The sequence below is a fragment of the Streptomyces sp. NPDC090442 genome, from assembly GCF_044769405.1.
Taxonomy (GTDB): domain Bacteria; phylum Actinomycetota; class Actinomycetes; order Streptomycetales; family Streptomycetaceae; genus Streptomyces.
Genome location: NZ_JBIVXW010000017.1, coordinates 83,757 through 102,294, shown reverse-complemented (window position 1 = coordinate 102,294; position 18,538 = coordinate 83,757). Strand labels below are relative to the sequence as shown.

At 74.7% G+C, this 18,538-nt stretch carries 16 protein-coding genes; 8 read left to right on the top strand and 8 right to left on the bottom strand.

Features of this window, described 5'->3' with window-relative positions:
- Nucleotides 1–366: 366 nt before the first annotated feature.
- On the bottom strand, nt 367–1,290 hold the full coding sequence (locus ACIQU6_RS14845) for a MerR family transcriptional regulator (protein ID WP_403482004.1): 924 nt from the start codon (nt 1,288–1,290) through the stop codon (nt 367–369).
- A gap of 279 nt (nt 1,291–1,569) precedes the next feature.
- Between ACIQU6_RS14845 and ACIQU6_RS14840 the strand changes: the two genes are divergently transcribed.
- Together ACIQU6_RS14840 and ACIQU6_RS14835 are read left to right on the top strand one after the other, a co-directional pair.
- Nucleotides 1,570–2,034 carry a hypothetical protein gene (locus ACIQU6_RS14840; RefSeq protein WP_403482003.1) on the top strand — a complete coding sequence of 155 codons (465 nt, stop codon included), beginning with the start codon at nt 1,570–1,572 and terminating at the stop codon, nt 2,032–2,034.
- Nucleotides 2,035–2,102: 68 nt separating this feature from the next.
- Nucleotides 2,103–3,404, top strand: a complete 1,302-nt coding sequence (locus tag ACIQU6_RS14835) for an ATP-binding protein (protein ID WP_403482002.1) — start codon at nt 2,103–2,105, stop codon at nt 3,402–3,404.
- 58 nt (nt 3,405–3,462) lie between these two features.
- On the opposite strand, the gene ACIQU6_RS14830 is transcribed toward ACIQU6_RS14835, so the two are convergent.
- From ACIQU6_RS14830 to ACIQU6_RS14815, 4 genes are all read right to left on the bottom strand, one after another.
- Nucleotides 3,463–3,855, bottom strand: coding sequence for a GntR family transcriptional regulator (locus tag ACIQU6_RS14830; protein ID WP_403482001.1), 393 nt, complete (start codon nt 3,853–3,855; stop codon nt 3,463–3,465).
- A gap of 130 nt (nt 3,856–3,985) precedes the next feature.
- A complete protein-coding gene (locus ACIQU6_RS14825) occupies nt 3,986–4,969 on the bottom strand; it encodes an ABC transporter permease subunit (RefSeq protein WP_403482000.1) in 984 nt (327 codons plus the stop codon).
- Nucleotides 4,966–5,910 carry an ABC transporter ATP-binding protein gene (locus ACIQU6_RS14820; RefSeq protein ID WP_403481999.1) on the bottom strand — a complete coding sequence of 315 codons (945 nt, stop codon included), beginning with the start codon at nt 5,908–5,910 and terminating at the stop codon, nt 4,966–4,968. Before ACIQU6_RS14820 ends, ACIQU6_RS14825 begins: the two co-directional genes overlap by 4 nt.
- A 112-nt stretch (nt 5,911–6,022) precedes the next feature.
- Entirely contained in the window at nt 6,023–6,505 is a 483-nt protein-coding gene (locus ACIQU6_RS14815) for a GNAT family N-acetyltransferase (RefSeq protein ID WP_403481998.1), read from the bottom strand.
- Nucleotides 6,506–6,587: 82 nt separating this feature from the next.
- Here ACIQU6_RS14815 and ACIQU6_RS14810 point away from each other — a divergent pair, with 82 nt between their 5' ends.
- Nucleotides 6,588–7,391, top strand: a complete 804-nt coding sequence (locus ACIQU6_RS14810; protein WP_403481997.1) for an exodeoxyribonuclease III — start codon at nt 6,588–6,590, stop codon at nt 7,389–7,391.
- A 33-nt stretch (nt 7,392–7,424) separates the two neighbouring features.
- Here ACIQU6_RS14810 and ACIQU6_RS14805 read toward each other — a convergent pair whose 3' ends face one another.
- Complete coding sequence (locus ACIQU6_RS14805) at nt 7,425–8,192, bottom strand: MerR family transcriptional regulator (protein WP_403482045.1); 768 nt, start codon at nt 8,190–8,192, stop codon at nt 7,425–7,427.
- 288 nt (nt 8,193–8,480) lie between these two features.
- On the opposite strand from ACIQU6_RS14805, the gene ACIQU6_RS14800 reads away from it, so the two are divergent.
- The 4 genes from ACIQU6_RS14800 (at nt 8,481) to ACIQU6_RS14785 (ending at nt 12,243) form a co-directional block, all read left to right on the top strand.
- Nucleotides 8,481–10,031, top strand: coding sequence for a flavin-containing monooxygenase (locus ACIQU6_RS14800; protein ID WP_403481996.1), 1,551 nt, complete (start codon nt 8,481–8,483; stop codon nt 10,029–10,031).
- Nucleotides 10,028–11,026 carry an alpha/beta fold hydrolase gene (locus tag ACIQU6_RS14795; RefSeq protein ID WP_403481995.1) on the top strand — a complete coding sequence of 333 codons (999 nt, stop codon included), beginning with the start codon at nt 10,028–10,030 and terminating at the stop codon, nt 11,024–11,026. The genes ACIQU6_RS14800 and ACIQU6_RS14795 overlap by 4 nt, the downstream gene beginning before the upstream one ends.
- Nucleotides 11,023–11,901: an SDR family oxidoreductase gene (locus ACIQU6_RS14790; RefSeq protein ID WP_403481994.1), complete on the top strand. Its 879-nt coding sequence runs from the start codon at nt 11,023–11,025 to the stop codon at nt 11,899–11,901. Before ACIQU6_RS14795 ends, ACIQU6_RS14790 begins: the two co-directional genes overlap by 4 nt.
- A 147-nt stretch (nt 11,902–12,048) precedes the next feature.
- Nucleotides 12,049–12,243, top strand: coding sequence for a hypothetical protein (locus ACIQU6_RS14785; RefSeq protein WP_403481993.1), 195 nt, complete (start codon nt 12,049–12,051; stop codon nt 12,241–12,243).
- 191 nt (nt 12,244–12,434) lie between these two features.
- Here ACIQU6_RS14785 and ACIQU6_RS14780 read toward each other — a convergent pair whose 3' ends face one another.
- Both ACIQU6_RS14780 and ACIQU6_RS14775 read right to left on the bottom strand, forming a co-directional pair.
- The gene (locus ACIQU6_RS14780) at nt 12,435–15,779 is read right to left on the bottom strand and encodes a S41 family peptidase (RefSeq protein WP_403482044.1); all 3,345 of its coding nucleotides are present in this window, start codon (nt 15,777–15,779) and stop codon (nt 12,435–12,437) included.
- 133 nt (nt 15,780–15,912) lie between these two features.
- Nucleotides 15,913–17,127, bottom strand: a complete 1,215-nt coding sequence (locus ACIQU6_RS14775; protein WP_403481992.1) for a cytochrome P450 — start codon at nt 17,125–17,127, stop codon at nt 15,913–15,915.
- A 201-nt stretch (nt 17,128–17,328) separates the two neighbouring features.
- On the opposite strand from ACIQU6_RS14775, the gene ACIQU6_RS14770 reads away from it, so the two are divergent.
- Nucleotides 17,329–18,516 (top strand): serine hydrolase domain-containing protein, encoded by a 1,188-nt coding sequence (locus tag ACIQU6_RS14770; RefSeq protein ID WP_403481991.1) that lies wholly within the window; start codon nt 17,329–17,331, stop codon nt 18,514–18,516.
- Nucleotides 18,517–18,538: the final 22 nt, after the last annotated feature.

Here is an 18,538-nt window from a genome sequence, read left to right as displayed (position 1 = left end):
GGGAGCGCGGGGGTGGCGGCGCCCAGGGAGGCGAGGCGGGCGGCCCAGAAGGGCTGGTCGCCGGTGAACGGGGACGGGGACGGAGGGGTGCCGGCGCGGAGGGTCGGGGTGGTGGTGCCGGCGCCGCAGTGGTGGACGGTGGCGGCGAGGCGGGGGAAGAGGAGGGCGTGGGGGACGGGGGGTGACGGTGAGGATGTTGTTGGTGGGGGAGGGGGTGGTGAGGTTGGCGTTGCTGGCGGGGAGGATGCCGCGGGTGCCGGCGCGGTGGAGGGCGCGGACGGCGAGGGTGCTGAGGCGTTCGGCGTCGGTGGTGGGCATGGAGTCGAAGCCGACGGCGATCGGGGGTGGGCCGGAGGTGGGGAAGTCCTAGTTGGGTGTCGGGGGCGAGGTGGGGCCACCAGTGGCCGGTGAGGTCAGACCGGGGCGCCGGTCGGCGGGGCGGGGGACGAGGAGTTCGCTGAAGCCGTGCAGGACCGGCCAGTTGGCGGCCTCAGCGCGGCGGCGGGTTGCGCGCGGGGTGGCCGGGGGCAGGTCCAGGCGGGTGCGGAGGGTGCGGAGGGTGCGGAGGGTGCGGACTGCGTCGGCGTGGCGGCGGTCGAGGACGCGGAGGGAGAGGCGGCCGGCGGCAGGGTTGCCCCAGCAGCCGAGCGAGCGGCCGCCGCCGACAACGGGGGCGAACGCGCGGGTGGGCGCGGTGGGTTGGAGGTAGGCGCCGACGGAGGGGATGCCCAGGGCCTCGGCGAGGTGCCAGCCGAGCGGGGCGGTGGTGGACAGCAGGAGCAGTTCGGTGTCGGGGGTGGCGGCGTCGGCCATGCCGTTGCCGAGCTGCTCGATGAAGGCGGCGGCCCGGCGCAGCAGGGCGCGGCGGGCGGTGGGGGGGGGCCGGCGGTGGCGCGCGGGTCGGTGGGGAGGGGGCGGAAGGTGAGGCCGGCGGCGCGGACGAGTGGGGCGTAGGTGTCGTGGGTGGCGACGGTGACGTCGTGGCCGGCGGTGCGCAGGCGGGCGCCGGAGCCGGGCGATCTCCTCGGTGAGTCGGCGGTGCCGGGCGCGGAGCTGGTCGAGGGCGTTGGCCTGGGGGGCCTGGAGGATCGTGGCGATCTCGTCGAGCGGGAAGCCGAGCTCTCGGTTGAAGAGGATCTGTCGGAGCCGGGCGAGGTCGGCGTTGCTGTAGAGGAGGTAGCCGGCGGGGCTGCGGTCGCTGGGGCGGAGCAGGCCGGTGCGGTCGTAGTGGTGCAGGGTGCGGACGGTGACCCCGGCGACGGCGGAGACCTGGCCCACCGGGTATCGCATGGGGCGCCTTTCGTGCGGGTGGTGGCGCCGTGCGGCCGTCAGCGGCCGGTCGCGGTGCGGTGTCGATCAAGGGTGCGGCCTGACGTTGCGTGAGGGTCAAGGGAGGGGTAGGGGGAGGGTTGGGGCGGACGAGACGATCGGGGCGTCGGTTCGAGGGGAGCGCCGTTACATTTGTCGGGAAACAGGTATTCGCTCTTGTGTGCGCACGGCGGTACGTCCCTGTGCACACAGGGTGAACCTGGTGCACAGCCCCAGCCCGTCCGTCCGCCCGAGGAATCCGTGAGACCAGCGACCGTCACCGCCAAGGCCGCGGGCGCCGTGCTGCTCACCGGGCTGCTCGCCGCCGCGCTCGCGGGATGCGGCGGGCCCCGGCCGCTGCTGCGGGACGAGGGGCCGGCGGTCGCCCCGTCCGCGCGGATCGGACCGGTCTACGCGGCGGACACGCTGGGGCGCCCGTTGCAGCGCCCGGACGCGCTCCCGTTGGGGGACTCCGCGCGCCTGACCGGGCTGCACTGGGAGTCCTGGGGCGGCCCGACCGCGGTCGCCTCCGGCGGGCTGAGCGGGAACTGGTGCGCCCCGCAGTGCACCCGTGAGCCGTACCGGGTCAAGGTGACGCTGAGCGGCCTCCAGCGGCTGCCGGGGTTCGCGTACTACTCCAGCGCCGGGGTGGTCGCGCCCGAGCTCCACGGCGAGAAGGCCGCCGAGCTGGGACGGGTGAGCCTGCACCTGCCCGACGTCGAGTAGCGCGGCGTCCGGGAGGCCGCGGGCGCGGGGACGCGCCGGGGGCCGAGAGGAACGGAAGAAGGGAACGGATGGGCCTGCGCGCCAAGATCGGCATCGCGATCTCCGCCACTGCGGCGGTGGTCGCGGTCCTCGTCGGCGTGCTCGTCCACCACCACACCGTCAACGCGCAGCTCGACCTGTCCGGGCACACCCTGGACAGCCGGCTGCAGACCACCGCCCAGGACCGGGCCGCCGGGATCGACACCGGGCGGGGGCTGATCAACCCCCCTGACCTGCCGCGCCCGCTGAAGGCGCTGGCCGAGGGCGGCCGGCGGGGCGTCTACCTGGACCTCAGCGGCCGGACGCCGTACCTGTGGGCGGCCACCAGGCTGGGGCCGGACATCGTCGCGCTCAAGCGCCCCTACGACCGGGAGCAGCAGACCGTCGAGGCGCTGGACCGGATGCTGTGGGGGGCCGGGGCGGCCGGGACCGCGCTGGGCTGCGTGGTCGGGCTGCTGGTCGCGCACCGGCTTGGGCGGCGGCTGACCGCCTCCGCGGCGACCGCCCAGCGGATCGCCGAGGGCGACCTGGGCGCGCGCCTGCCGCGCACCGGGAACGACGAGATCGCGCAGCTCACCGCGGCGGTGAACACCATGGCCGAGGCGCTCTCCGGGCGGCTGCGGGCCGAGCGCGACGTCACCGCGAACATCGCCCACGAGCTGCGCACGCCGGTCGCCGGGCTGGTCACCGCGGCCGGGCTGCTGCCGCCGTCCCGGCCCGCCGAGCTGGTCCGGGACCGGGCCGAGCGGGTGCGCGGGCTGATGGAGGACGTGCTGGAGGTGGCGCGGCTGGACGCCCGCACCGAGGAGGCGGACCGGGAGGTGCGGCCGCTGGGGGAGCTGGCGTACCGGGCGGTCGCGGCGGCGGCCGGCCGGGGCGGCGGGTCCGGGGGCGCGGGCTCCGGCGCGGCCCGGGCGGGGGCGAACGGCGGGATACGGGTGCGGGTGCTGGCCGACGGGCTGGTGGAGACCGATCCGCGGCGGGTCGAGCGGATCCTGGTCAACCTGATCAGCAATGCCCGGCGGCACGGGGCGGCGCCGGTGACCGTCGAGGTCGACGACGGGGTGATACGGGTCCGGGACACCGGGCCGGGCTTCCCGGAGTCGCTGCTGACGCACGGCCCGCAGCGGTTCCGCACCGGCGGCGGCCGGGGTGGGACGGGGCTGGGGCTCGGGCTGACCATCGCGGTCGGCCAGGCCCGGGTGCTCGGCGCCGGGCTGGGCTTCGCCAATCCGCCCGGGGGCGGGGCGCAGGCCACCGTTGATCTGCGGGGGGCGCGGTGCCCCGACGGGGACGGGAGCGGGAGCGGGGAGAGCGGCGACGGGGTGTGATGCCGGGGCCGTCCTCCTACAGGATGGCTGGTCCTTCCCGTAGGAGGACGGTCGGCGCTCACGTCTCCGGGAAGCGGTCCTCCAGGACGGAGTTCAGCAGCGCCCGGGCGTCCTCGCGGTCCAGGCCCTCGGCGCGGGCGCGGTCCATCCAGGCGCGCAACTCCTCGCGCAGCACGGCGTCCGCGGCCGAGTCCGGGCGGGCCAGGGTGCGGCTGACGAAGGTGCCCAGGCCGGGCCGCGGCTCGACCAGGCCCTCGCGCTCCAGCTCGCGGTACGCCTTGAGCGTGGTGTTGGGGTTGACCTTGGTCGTCGCGGCGACCTGCGCGGCCGTGGGCAGCCGGTCGCCCTCCACCAGGATGCCCAGCCGCAGCGCCTGTTGGACCTGCTGGACGATCTGGAGGTAGGTGGCGACGCCGCTGCGGCGGTCGATCCGGAACTCGACGGCGCTCACCCCCTTCCTTCCTCCGTGCTCGGCGCGGTGCGGTCGGCTCGTTTGCCGGCGCCGCGCCCGTCGACCGCTTGATGATCGGGCCGTCCGCGGCGGCTGTCAAAGCGCCCGCCGCGGTGGCCCGCTCGCCCGTTCAGAGCGGCCGCCGGCGGGCCCGCCACACCACGAACGCCAGCACCGCCGCGGTCAGCGCCAGCAGGATTCCCGCGCCGAGCCATTGCATGCCGGGCATCTGGTCGAAGGACAGGTACTGGGTGACGTGGTTGACGATGCCCTTGTCGGCCCGGCAGGCGTCGGGGTGGGCGTCGTGGACGCAGGTGCTGAAGCCGAAGAGGCGGCCGTCGGCGGTGGCGACCCAGTCGTCCATCTGGACCGAGCCGTTCGGCAGGGCGGGGGCGTCGCCGTTGACGGGGTGGGTGATGCTGCGGAGCGTGCCCAGCTTCGGCATCAGCTTCTCGCTCCAGACGACGCTCAGCACCATGGCGGTGACCGCGGTCGTCAGCATCGCCGGCACCGTCCGCTTGATCAGCTTGCCCAGGGCGATGCCGCAGGCGGTGAGGAAGAGGGTCTCGGCGGCCAGCATCGGGCCGGTGACGTCGAACGGGCCGCTGTGCAGCCAGTCGCCGCCGACGACCAGGGTGTGGGCGGGCGACCAGAGCCACTGGAAGACCGTCGCCAACAGGGCGGTGCACACGGTCACGACGGTCAACGGCAGCGCCAGGGTGGCGGCGAGCCAGCGGCCGCGGCTGACGGACTGGGTGGTCACCAACTGGAGGGTGCCGCGCTCCAGTTCGGAGGAGATCAGCGGGGCGCCCAGGAAGACGGCGACGGCCACCGGAATGAGCTGGAGGAACTGGAGGTCGCCGTTGAACATCGAGGCGTAGCCGCGCTGGAAGTCCTCGTGGAAGGCTTCCCGGGTGACGTTCTGGCCGCCGAGGAACTCCACCAGCCCGATCCGCTGGTACGAGAAGAGCGCGCAGGCGGCGAGGGTGACCAGGATGCCGGCGAGCAGCGCGGCGCGGTGCCGGCGCCAGACCAGCCACAGGACGCCGCGCAGCGGGCCGGTGCCGGTGCTCGGCGACGCGGCGGTCTTGAGGTGCGTGGTGGCGGTGGTCATGCCGCGGTCTCCTTCTCGGCGTCGTCCACGATCAGGGTGGGGGCGTCCGGGGCGCGCATGCAGGCCAGCAGGATCTCCTCCAGGCTCGGCGTCACGACGTCCCAGCCGGCGCCCCCGTCGGACGCGGGCGTGGTGGCGAGCGGGCCGGTCGGGCGGAGCAGCGCGCTGAACTGCCGCCCGTTGACGCGGGCGTCGACGAGGGTGTGCCGGTCGGTCAGCTCCTTGGGCACCCGGCCGTCGGCGGCCAGACCGGTCACCAGGGCGTGCGCGGGCACCAGTTCGTCGGTCGGGCCGGCCATCCGCAGTCGGCCGCCGGCCAGGACGAGGAGGTAGTCGCACATCTCCTCCACCTCGGACAGCAGGTGGGAGGACATCAGGACGGTGGTGCCGTGCTCGGCGGCCTCGGCCATCAGCAGGCCGGACAGCTCGTCGCGGGCCAGCGGGTCCAGGTCGGACATCGGCTCGTCGAGCAGCAGCAGCGCGGGGCGCTTGCCGAAGGCGAGCGCGAAGGCGACGCGGGTGCGCTGGCCGCCGGAGAGCGCGCCGACCTTGGCGGTCAGCGGGATGTCGCCGGAGCGGACGATGCGCTCGGCGAGCGCCTGGTCCCAGGTCGGGTTGAGCTCGCGGCCGAGGCGGAGCGTGTCGGCGACCGTGAAGCGCGGGTAGAGCGGCTTGTCCTGGGCGAGGAAGGCGACGCGGGTCAGCACGGTCGGGTCGGTGACTGGGACGCCGCCGAGCCGCAGGGTGCCGGTGGTCGGCTGGAGCAGGCGGGCGGCGAGGCCGAGGAAGGTGCTCTTGCCGGCGCCGTTGGGGCCGACCATGGCGGCCACCCGCCCGGTCGGGAGCCGGAAGGAGCACTCCTGCAGTGCCCAGCGACGGCGGTACTGCTTGCCCACGTTGTCGGCCTCGATCGCCCAGGGGCCCGGGCTCGGGTCGTGCATGCGAGATCCCCCCTTTAACTAGTTCATTAGTGGAATGAGTATGGAGAGCGGTCAGGGGCCTGTCAAAGCGCGGGTGTCCCGCCGGGTCGGGAAAGGGGTGGCGGCCGGGCCGCTACTCGGCCGTGACCAGCGGTTTTGCCATGCAGCGGCTGGACTCGTAGGTCCGGTAGTAGCCGAACTTCTCGACCAGGGCGTAGCCGCTGGAGGCGTAGAGGGCGAGCGCCTCGGGCTGTTCGCTGCCGGTCTCCAGCACCATCCGGAGGCGGCCGGCGGTCCGGGCGTCGTCTTCGAGGGCGGCCAGGATGCGCCGGGCCAGTCCGCGGCCGCGGGCCCCGGGCACCACGAACATCCGCTTGATCTCGGCGTCGCCGGGGGCGTACCCCTCCGCGGTGTCCTCCTGGACCCGCCAGCCGCCGGTGGCCAGCGGCCGGCCGTCCTCGTAGGCGATCAGGTACAGGCCGAGCGGCGGCAGGAACATCTCCGGGGCCAGCGGCGTCAGGTCGCCGTCCCCGTAGCGCCGGGCGTACTCCTGCTGGACCTCTTCGTCGAGGCGGGCCGCGTCGGGGTGGTCGTAGCGGACGGCGCGTATCTCCATTCCCCGAAGCGTACGGAAGCGCGCGGGCGGACCGGAAGGCGGCCGGGGCGGGGCCGGCGGGCCGGCGGGTTAGGGTGCCGGGATGCTGACCGTGACCAGTGTGAACGTGAATGGGCTGCGGGCCGCGGCCAAGAAGGGCTTCCTGCCGTGGCTGGCCGGGACCGACGCCGATGTGCTGTGCCTCCAGGAGGTGCGGGCCGAGACCGCCCAGTTGCCGGCCGAGGTGCGGGAGCCGGAGGGCTGGCACGTGGTGCACGCCCCGGCGGCCGCCAAGGGCCGGGCCGGGGTCTCGCTCTACACCCGGCGGGAGCCGGAGCGGGTGCGGATCGGCTTCGGGTCGGCGGAGTTCGACGACAGCGGGCGGTACGTCGAGGTCGATCTGCCCGGGGTGACGGTGGCCAGCCTCTACCTGCCCTCCGGCGAGGTCGGCACCGAGCGGCAGGACGAGAAGGAACGCTTCATGGCGGAGTTCCTGCCCTACCTCGTCGGGCTGCGCGAGCGGGCCGCGGCGGACGGCCGCGAGGTGGTCGTCTGCGGCGACTGGAACATCGCGCACCAGGAGGCCGACCTGAAGAACTGGAAGGCCAACCAGAAGAAGTCCGGCTTCCTGCCGGAGGAGCGGACCTGGCTGTCCACCGTGCTGGACGCGGCCGAGGGCGGCTATGTGGACGCCGTCCGGGCGCTGCACCGGGGCGTCGAGGGGCCGTACTCGTGGTGGTCCTACCGCGGGCGGGCGTTCGACAACGACGCGGGGTGGCGCATCGACTACCACATGTGCACGCCGGGGCTGGCCGCTCGTGCCGTCAAGGCGTACGTGGAGCGGGCGGAGAGCTATGACCGGCGGTGGAGCGACCATGCGCCGGTGACGGTGGTCTACGGGGCGTAGCGCGCCGGTCTTCCGGGTGCCGCCCGGGCGGGGTCAATCCCGCCCGGGCGGTTGCCCGTTGTGGGGCGCGTCCCGTTGGGGTGCGTCCTCCCGGGCCGCGTCCCCCCCGGCGTCCGCCTTCGCGCCGCCCAGGAGGCTCTCCAGTTCCGCGCGGATGCGGCGGTCCATGGCCATGGAGACCTCGGCCTCGACGACGCCCTTGGCGAGCGGGCGGAGGTTCTCCACGGTCTCGGTGGCCCGTGGGAGGTCCTGCAGGGTGGTGACGACGTGGGCGCGGATGAGGGTGGTGAAGACGTCGGCGAGCGCGTCGGCGTGCGCGCGGACCTTGCGGCCGGCCTCCAGGACGGCGCCGAGCGGGATGCCCTGGGCGACCAGGCTGGTGGAGGCGTCCAGCAGGCGGCGGCTGATGTGCACGAACTCGTCGCCGTCCACGGCCAGATAGCCGATCGCCAGTGAGGCGGTGAGGTTCTCCGCGGTGACCTCGCCGCTGAAGTGGTCGGCCAGCTCCTCCGGCGCGAGGCGGACCGGGGTCTCCTCGGACCAGGGGGTCAGCAACGGGCTGGGCAGGCCGAGGAGTTCGCCGACGTCGCGGCCGGTCTCGAAGGCGGTGAACAGCTCGGCGATCCCGCCCAGGGTGTGGCCGCGCTCCAACAGGGCGGTGATGGTGCGCAGTCGGGCCAGGTGGTGCTCGCTGTACCAGGCGATCCGGCCCTCCCGGCGGGGCGGCGGCAGCAGCTTGCGCTCGCGGTAGAAGCGCAGCGTGCGGACGGTGATGCCGGCCTCCCTGGCCAGGTCGGCCATGCGGAACTCGCGCACCTTCGGGGCCTTTTGGGGCTCCTCAGGAGGTATGTCGTCCTTGCGGGCATGGGGGTGCGCATGCTCGGGGGGAGGTGCTGCCGCCTGGTCTGCCACGGGCCCAGCCTAAGCGGGGCGGCGCCCCCGAGGGCCGGGGGTGACCGGAGGTAACTTCCTGCCGCCCGACCCCTACCGCTCAGTACGGGACTGCCTTACGCTCCAACCGTGCCAATCGCGCCAGTGATTGCTGGCGCGGTTGGGGGACGGTGGAGCGTCGACACGGGAGGTGGCGGCATGGCCGACGACGGGCGGCGGCATGTGCGGGTGGCGGTGATCGGATCGGGATTCGGCGGCCTGGGGGCCGCGGTGCGGCTGCGGCGCGCGGGGATCACCGACTTCGTGGTCCTGGAGCGGGCGGACTCGGTGGGCGGTACCTGGCGCGACAACAGCTATCCGGGGTGCGCCTGCGACGTGCCCTCGCACCTGTACTCGTTCTCGTTCGCGCCCAATCCGCAGTGGCCGCGCAACTTCAGCGGACAGCCGCACATCCGCGCCTACTTGGAGCGGGTGGCGGACATCTTCGGGCTGCGGCCACACCTCCGCTTCGACGCCGAGGTGCGCCAACTGCGGTGGAACGGCGCGGAGTTGTGGTGGGAGATCGACACCGTCCAGGGGGCGTACACCGCCGATGTGGTGGTGTCGGCCACCGGGCCGCTCTCCGACCCGCAGATCCCCGACATCCCGGGGCTGGCGGACTTCCCCGGCAAGGTCTTCCACTCCGCGCGCTGGGACCACGACTACGACCTGCGGGGCAAGCGGGTCGCGATGGTCGGCACCGGTGCCTCCGCCATCCAGATCGTGCCGGCGATCCAGCCGCGGGTCGGGCGGCTGACGGTGTTCCAGCGCACCCCGCCGTGGGTGATGCCGCGCGCCGACCGGCCGATCAGCGGGGTGGAGCGGTGGCTGCACACCAGGGTTCCCGCCACCCGTCAGCTCCGCCGCCAACTGCTCTGGAGCATCCGGGAGTTGCAGGTCAGCGCGTTCACCAAGCGGCCCGGCGAGCTGGGGCTGGTCGAGCGGCTGGCGAAGTCCCACATGCACAAGGCGATCAAGGACCCGGCGCTGCGGGCCCGGCTGACGCCCGACTACCGCATCGGCTGCAAGCGGATCCTGCTGTCCAACACCTGGTACCCGGCGCTGGTCAAGCCCAACGTCGACGTGGTCACCTCCGGGCTGCGCGAGATCCGCGGCAACGTCCTGGTCGCGTCGGACGGCAGCGAGGTCGAGGCGGACGCGATCGTCTTCGGGACCGGCTTCCACGTCACCGACATGCCGATCGCCCAGCGGGTCGTCGGGGCCCGCGGCACCACCCTCGCCGAGGAGTGGAAGGACGGCATGGAGGCGCTGCGCGGCAGCAGCGCGGCCGGCTTCCCCAACTTCCTCACCATCATCGGGCCCAACACCGGCCTCGGGAACAGCTCGATGATCCTGATGATCGAGTCGCAGTTGACCTACCTCGTCGACTACCTGCGCCAACTCGACGTGCTCGGCGACCGGATCGCCCTGGACGCCCGGCGGTCCGCCGTGGACGAGTGGACCCGCACCGTCCAGCGGCGGATGGCGCGCACGGTGTGGAACACCGGCGGCTGCGACAGCTGGTACCTGGACGCCAACGGGCGGAACACCACCGCCTGGCCGGGCACCACCGCCGAGTTCCGGCGGGAGACCCGGCAGGTGGACCTCGCCGAGTACGAGGTGATCCGGCCCCCGCGCGGCGCGCCGGACGGCGCACCGACCCCGGCCGCCGCCCGCACCACCGCGCCGACCGAGGAGGTGGCGGCATGACCCGTCCGGCACACGCCACCCGCGGGCGCTACGCCCCGCCCGCCCCCCGCCGGGCCCTGGAGGTCACCTCCGCCGACGGCTCCCGGCTCCACGCCGAGGTGCACGGCCCGGAAGGGGCCCCGGCGGTGGTCCTGGCGCACGGCTGGACCTGCTCAACCGCCTTCTGGGCCCCGGTCGTCCGGGAGCTGTCCGACACCCACAAGGTGGTGCTCTACGACCAGCGGGGCCACGGCCGCAGCCCGGCCGTCCCGCCCGCCGGCTACGGCACCCGCCAGCTCGCCGACGACCTGGTCGCCGTCCTGGAACAGGCCCTGGAGCCCGGCGAACGGGCCGTCGTCGGCGGGCACTCCATGGGCGGGATGACGATCATGGCCGCCGCCGAGCGGCCGGAGCTGCGCGCACGGGCCGCGGCCGCCCTGCTGTGCAGCACCGGCTGCGCCGATCTGCCCGCCGAGTGCCGGGTGTTCCCGCTGCCCACCCCCGGCGGCCGGCGCCTGGCGCACCGGCTGCTGCTGGGCTCCCGCGCCCCGCTCGGCCCGATCACCCCGGTCGCCAAGGCGGCCCTGCGATACGTCACGTTGGGCCCCGGGGCGAGCGCCGAGCAGATCGAGGCGTGCGCCCGGATGGTGCACGCCTGCCCGCCGCGGGTCCGTGCCCGTTGGGGGCACGTGCTCTACGGGCTCCAACTCACCCGCGATGTCTCCCGGTTGGAGCTGCCGACCGCGGTCCTGGCGGGCACCGCGGACCGGCTCACCCCGTTCGTGCACGCCCGGCGGCTGGCCTCGGTCCTCCCGCAGTGCGCGGGGCTGACCGCGCTGCCCGGGCTCGGCCACATGACCCCCGTCGAGGACCCGGACGCGGTCGCCGGCCGGCTGCGGGAGCTGGCCCGCGACCATCTGGCCGCGGCCCCCGCCCCCGAGGGCCAACGACCCACCCCGCAGCGGCAGAAGAACGAGAAGAACGAGAAGAACGAGAAGAAGGAGGAGGCGGCGTGAACGGGAGCAAGCTGGACGGGCAGGTCGTGGTCGTCACCGGCGCGGCGCGCGGTGTCGGGGCGCTGCTGGCGCGGAAGCTGTCGGCGCGCGGGGCGACCCTGGCGCTGGTCGGCCTGGAGCCCGACGAACTGCGCGAGGTCGCCGCCTCGTTGCACGGCCCGGCGCACCACTGGTACGCCGACGTCACCGACCACGAGGCGCTGTCCCGGATCGCCAAGGAGGTCAAGCTCCGCTTCGGGAAGGTCGACGCGGTGGTCGCCAACGCCGGGGTGGCGACCGGCGGACCGTTCGTGGACTCCGACCCGGTGGCCTGGCGGCGGGTCATCGAGGTCAACCTGATCGGCAGCGCGGTCACCGCGCGGGCGTTCCTGCCGGTACTGATCGAGTCCCGTGGCTACTTCCTCCAGATCGCCTCGCTCGCCGCGCTCACGCCGGCGCCGATGATGAGCGCGTACTGCGCCTCCAAGTCGGGCGTGGAGGCGTTTGCGCACAGCCTGCGCGCCGAGGTCGGCCACCAAGGGGTCCGGGTCGGGGTCGGCTATCTGAGCTGGACCGACACCGACATGGTGCGCGGCGCCGACCGGGAGGACATCATGCGGGAGTTGCGCGCCCGACTTCCCTGGCCGTCCAACAAGACCTATCCGCTGGGCCCGGCCGTGGACCGGATCGCCGACGGCGTCGAGCGCCGCTCCGCGCACGTCTACGGGCAGTGGTGGCTGCGCGGGATGCAGGCGGTGCGCGGCCATCTCCCCTCGCTCATCGGGACGGTGGGGCAGCGCGAGATGCGGCGGTTCGGGGACCGGCTCGACGGGTTCCGGCCCGGACTGGTCGGCGCGGGCGGCGAGGCGGACGAGAAGGCCCGGCTGAGCGGGTAACGCGCCGCGGGTGCGGGCCCGGTGGTCGCCCCGTGCGGGCCCGGGCCGCACACGGAAAGTGTCCGATTGTGATCGAAATGCGACCAATGTCGGTTCGTGTCACGCTGGTCGAGCCCGATTCCCCACACCCCCACAGGAGTGAACAGCATGGGCATCGAAGACCAGTTCAAGGACAAGGCGCAGCAGCTCAAGGACGAGGCCAAGCGACGTGCCCAGCAGGGCCAGGAGCGCGGCCGGCAGCAGGGTCAGGAGCGTGGCCGGCAGGCACAGGAGCGCGGCCAGCAGTCCCGCGAGCGCGGCCAGCGGAGCCTGGACGACGTCGAGGACCGCTTCGAGAGCTGACGCGCCAACGCCCGCCGCACTGACGGGCGTTCGACGTCCTTCAACGGGGGTCGTTCGTCGTCAAGAAGGGGCGCATCCGGAGCACCGGGTGCGCCCCTTCGACGTTGTCGACGTGATTTTCGGTATACCAACTGCCGCCAACTGGCCGGCGGGGCGATCTCGTTGGGGCACCCTTGGGGCGCCTTGGGGTCTCAGCCGTCGGCGCGCGGCGGGAGCGGGGGGCGGCGGCGGTCCGGGACGTCCGACAGGTCCGGCGGGTTCGCCGCGGGATGGCGGTCCAGCAACTCCAGCGCGGTGCGCACCGCGACGCCCAGCGTGGGGTGCCGGCCCTCCGCCCAGTGCAGCGGGGAGCGCAGCGCCTCGATGTCGACCTCCACGCCGTGGTTCTCCACGCCCCAGCCGTAGAGGCGGAACCACGCGGCGTTCATCGGGACGGTGATCGTGGTGCCGTCCGCGAGCCGGTGCCGGCCGGTCATGCCGACCACCCCGCCCCAGGTCCGGGTGCCGACCACCGGGCCGATGCCCTGCAGCTTGAACGCCGCGGTGATCATGTCGCCGTCGGAGGAGGTCATCTCGTCGGCCACCGCGACCACCGGGCCGCGCGGCGCGTTGCTGGTGTACGACACCGGCTCGGCGTCCCGGGTCAGGTCCCAGCCCATGATCGCCCGGGTCAGCTTCTCGATGACCAGCTCGGAGATGTTGCCGCCGGCGTTGCCGCGGACGTCCACGATCAGCGCCGGCATCGCCATCTCCCGCCGCAGGTCGCGGTTGAACTGCGCCCAGCCCGAGCCGCCCATGTCCGGGATGTGGAGGTAGCCGCACCGGCCGTCGCTCAACTCCCGCACCACCGCCCGCCGTTTGGCCACCCAGTCCTGGTAGCGCAGCGGGCGCTCGTCGATCAGCGGGACCACCGCGACCCGGCGGGCGTGCCCGTTGCCGTTCCCGTCCGTCTCCGGCGGCGCGAAGGTCAGCTCGACGGTGGTGCCGCCGGCCGCGCCCAGCAGCGGGAACGGGCCGGCCACCGGGTCCACCGGCCGCCCGTCGACATGGGTGAGCGCGCTGCCCTCCCGGATGCCGGTGCCGGCCAGCGGCGAGCGGGCCTTGGAGTCCGAGGACTCGCCGGGCAGGATCCGCTTGACCACCCAACGCCCGTCCCGGTAGGTGAAGTTGGCGCCCAGCAGGCCGATCGGGCGCTGGTAGTGCGGCGGCCCCTCGTTGCGCCGGGACCCGGCGACATAGGCGTGCGAGGTGCCCAGCTCGCCCAGCACCTCGCGCAGCAGATCGGCGAACTCGTCGGGGCTGGCGACCCGTTCGAGCAGCGGCCGGTACTGCGCCAGCACGTCCTCCCAGTCGATCCCGCACAGCTTCGGGTCCCAGAAGTACGCCCGGACGATCCGGCCCGCCTCGTCGAACGCCTGCCGCCACTCCGCCCCCGGATCCACGTCGTGCAGGATCCGCCGCAGGTCCAGATGGACCGTGGTGTCGCCGTCCGCCAGCTCGTTCGCCGGCACCGCGCGCAGCTCGCCCTCGTCATTGACGACCAGCCGGGTGCCGTCGCCGCTGAGCGCGAACCCGTCCAGGGAGCTGGTGAGTTCGGTGCGCCGCGCCTTCGTCAGGTCGAAGTGCTCCAGGGTGGGACGGCCGGAGGTGTCGGCCGGGTTGGCGAAGGTCTCGCCCAGCGCGCCGGAGATCGGCCAGCGCAGCCACACCAGCCCGCCGCCGCTGACCGGCCGCAGCGAGGAGTACTTGGACGCCGCGACCGGGAACGGCGTGACCCGGTTGGCCAGCCCCTCCACCTCCACCAGCACCGGGCCCTCGCCGCTCGGCACCGGGTTCTCGTCCGGGTCCAGCCCGCCGGCCGCCGGCCGCCCCTCCGGGGACAGCGCGAACGGGGACGGCGTCGCCGACGACAGCGGGACGAGGTAGGGGCGGCAGCCCAACGGGAACGACAGGTCGCCGGTGTGCACGTCGTAGACCGGGTCGAAGCCCCGCCAGGACAGGAAGGCGAGATAGCGGCCGTCCCGGGTGAACACCGGCTGCTCGTCCTCGAAGCGGCCGTTGGTGACGTCCACGACGTGCCCGTCGGACAGTCGGGCCATGCTGATCCGCCGCAGCGTCCGGCCGATGCCCGGGTGCGACCAGGTCAGCCAGCGGGAATCGGGGGAGAACGCCAGGTCGCGGACCGGGCCGTTGCCGGAGCGGGTCAGCTCGGTGACCACCGCGGGCGGCCCGCCCACCGCCCCGCCGTCGGCCTCATCCGCCGGCTCCCCGGCGTCCACCAGCAGCAGCCGCCCGTCGTGCGTGGCCACCGCCAGCCGCGCCCCGTCCGGCGCGGAGACCAGCTCGTGGACCCGGCCCAGCGCCCCGGCCGCCAGCCGGCGCGGGGTGCCCGGACCGCTGGCCCGCGGCAGGTCGGCGACCTCGACGGCGTCGTCGCCCTCGGCGTCCGTCACATACGCGATCCGGCCGGTCGCGCCCAGCATCACCGGCAGCCGCACCCGCACGCCCGGGGTGTCGTGGATGGTCCGGGCCGGCCCGTCGCGGTGGGTGAGCCAGTACAGGCTGCCGCGCACCCCGACCGCGCTGGCCCGCCCGGTGGCGTCCACCGCCAGGCCGGTGACGTGCGAGGCGGTCGGCACCTGGTACGTGCGGCGGCCGGCCCGCGGCCCGCCCAGCCGCACCGCCAGCTTCCGCGGCGCCGCGCCCGGGGACAGGTCGTCGATCAGCCACAGGTCGCCGGCGCACTGGTAGACGATCCGCGCCCCGTCCGTCGAGGCGTGCCGGGCGTAGAAGTCCGGGTGGTCGCTGTGCCGGCGCAGGTCGGTGCCGTCCGGGAGGCAGGAGTAGACGTTGCCGACGCCCTCGTGGTCGGAGAGGAAGGCGATCCGGCCGCCGGTGAACATCACCGAGTCCAGATGCCCGTGCAGGTCCGGCAGCAGCCGGGTGCCGTGCAGCCACATCCGGCCCGTCGCCCCGCCGCGGTAGCGCTTCCAGGACGCCGGCTCGTGCGGCGGCTTGCCGGTCAGCAGCAGGGTGCGGCGCTCCCCGTCGAGATCGGCCAGCGCGATATCGGCGACCGGCCCCCAGGGGAGTTGCCCACCGGGGCCGCCCTCGGTCGGCAGGCAGTACGCCCACGAGTAGTACGAGAACGGCTGGCCGTGCGAGGAGACCGCGAGGATCTGCGCCTGGCCCTCGCCGTCCGGCGGCGTCCAGCCGCAGACCCGGGCGTCGGTGCTGCCCCAGTACGTCAGCCGCCGCGCCGGCCCGCCGGCCACCGGCACCAGATGGACCTCCGGGTCCAGGCTGCGCCAGCTGGTGAAGGCGATCTGCGCGCCGTCGGGGGAGAACCGCGGGTGGCCGACCCGGGTCCGGTCCACGGTCAGTCGCCAGGCCCGGCCCGGCTCCTCGCCCTCCGGCGTGATCGGCGCCAGCCACAGGTCGTCCTCGGCGGCGAAACACAGCAGGTCGCCGTGGAGGTGCGGGAAGCGCAGGTACGAACCGGGCGGGCGGCCCGGCCCGGTCGGAACGCGGCGCAGCCGGCCACGCGGGACGCCGGCCTCGGGTGCATCGCTCACGTCCCCCATGGTTTCGGCGCCGGGAGCGGGCGGCAACTCGGCCCGTTCGGCCACCCCGCCGCGCTCACCCCGCGTCACCCGTGACCGAAACCGGTCACCTCCGGCCCGGGACGAACGGCAGCGAGGCGTACCGCCGCACATAGTGGCCCTGCGCGAAGGTGCCGGCGGCCGCGTCCACCGCGAAGTCCGGGAAACGGCCCAGCAGTTCGGCCAGCGCCACCCGGGCCACCAGGCGGGCCGCGGCCGCGCCCAGGCAGTGGTGCGGGCCGTGCGCGAAGGCCAGGTGCTGGGGGCCGTCCCGGGTGAGGTCCAGCCGGTCCGCGTCCGGGCCGAACGCCCGCGGGTCGCGGTTGGCGGCCCCGTACAGCAGCAGCACCTTACGGCCGGCCGGGACGGTGCGGCCGTGCAGCACCGTGTCGGCGGTGACCGTCCGTGCCAGGCACTGGACCGGGGACGTCAGCCGCAGCAGCTCCTCGACGGCCGCCGGCAGCCGGGCCGGGGCGTCGAGCAGGGCGCGGCGCTGGTCCGGGTGGGCGGTCAGCAGCTCGGCGGCGCCGCCCAGCAGGCCGGTGGTGGTGTCGTTGCCGCCGGCGACCATGGTGAAGGCGAAGCCGAGGATGCGCAGCAGCGCCGCGTCGTCGCCCGGCGGCAGTAGTCGCACCAGGTCGGAGACGGTGTCGTCGGCCGGCTCGGCGCGCCGCCGCTCCACCAACTCCGCGAAGTAGCCCAGCAGTTCGCCCACCGCCGCGGCCGCGGCCAGCGGCGAGCCGAGCGCGGTGGCCTCCACGATGGCGTGCGTCCAGGCGTCGAAGCGGGCCCGGTCCGCCTGTGGCACGCCCAGATAGCGGCCGACGACGAAGCTGGGCAGCGGCTTGAAGAGCTCCGCGACGATGTCGCAGCCGCCGGGCCGGTCGGCGATGCGGTCCAGCCGCTCCCGGACGAAGGCCCGCACGTCCGGCTCGATGGCGGCCACCCGCCGCGGGGTGTAGCCGCGGGTCAGCAGCCGCCGGAAGTCGGTGTGCTCCGGCGGGTCCAGCATCACCAGCGGCGCCGCGTCGGTGATGCCGAGCCGCTCCCGCTCGCCGTAGGTGAAGGTCAGGCCGGCGGCGGAGGAGAACCGCGCGGTGTCCCGGGCGGCGGCGAGCACGTCCGCGTACCGGGAGAGCACCCAGTAGTCGCCGTCCGCGACATGGTGCGCGGGCTCGGTGTCCCGCAGCGCCGCGTACCCCTCCCACGGGGCGCGCCAGCTCTCGCCCCCGCACGGCACGAACCTCGCGCGCGGAGCCTGGGGTGCTTCCTGGGCTGCCATGGCCGGAGGGTGGGGGAGCGGGGCACAACAGTCAAGGGCGTTGCCGGACCGGATCCGACGGCGCTTGGGGCCCGCCCGCGCCCAAGTGTGAGGAACGCCACGGCCCGTGGCCCTGGTGGTGCCCCTGGTCATGAGCATGGATCCCGGCGTTGCACCATTGATGGGTCACCTCACGCGGCGGAAGAACGGGAAACGGGAACAGTGGTGGACGTCCAGGGCACGGTCGCGGACGGCTTCGAGCCGGTCCGGGACGCCTTCGCAGCGAACTTCGCCGAGCGCGGCGAGCGCGGGGCGGCCGTCACCGTTTACCGGGACGGCCGCAGGGTCGTCGACCTCTGGGCCGGCACCAAGGACGGCGACGCCGATCCCGACGCCTCCCAGGCCGCCCCCTGGGCGCCCGGCACCGCCCAGATCGTCCGCTCCGCCACCAAGGGCATCGCCGCCACCGTCCCGCTGCTGCTGCACCAGCGCGGCCAACTCGACCTGGACGCCCCGGTCGGCACGTACTGGCCCGAGTTCAAGGCCGCCGGCAAGGACCGCGTCCTGGTCCGCCACCTCCTCGCGCACCGCGCGGGCCTGCCCGTCCTGGACACCCCGCTCACCCCCGCCCAGGCCGTCGACGGCACCAGCGGCCCGGCCGCCCTCGCCGCGCAGGCCCCCGCCTGGACGCCCGGCACCGACCACGGCTACCACGCCCAGACCTACAGCTGGCTGCTGGGCGAACTGGTGCTGCGGGTCACCGGCCGCACCCTCGGCGCCTGGGTCGCCGACGAGATAGCCGGGCCGCTCGGCCTCGACCTGTGGATCGGCCTCCCCGAGGCGGCCCGCCCCCGCGTCGGTCGCCTCGCCCCCGTGGAGGCCCCGCCCCGCCCGGCCGCCGCCGGCCTGCGGGTCCGCCCCAAGAAGGCGGTCTCCGACGCGTACGCCGACCCCGACTCCCTCACCAACCGCGCCTTTCGCGCGATATCCCCGGCGCCCGACGAGAACTCCGACGCGTACCGGGCGGCGGAGCTGCCCGCCTCGGCCGGCATCGCCACGGCGCCCGCCCTGGCCCGCGCGTACGCCGCGCTGATCGGGCCGGTCGACGGCCACCCGCGGCTCTTCGCGCCGGCGACGCTGACCCTCGCCCGCACCGAGGAGTCCGCCGGCCCGGACCGCACGCTCCTGGTCAACACCCGCTTCGGCCTGGGCTTCATGCTGCACGGCCCGGCGTCCCCGCTGCTCGGCCCCGGCTCGTTCGGCCACCCCGGCCGCGGCGGCGCGCTCGCCTTCGCCGACCCGGAGAGCGGGGTCGCCTTCGGCTACGTGACGAACGGGATGCAGCGGAACGTGACCGCCGACCCGCGGGCGCAGGCGCTGGTGCGCGCGCTGGCGGCCGTCTTCGGCTGACCCGCCGTCGGGGATTCTCTTT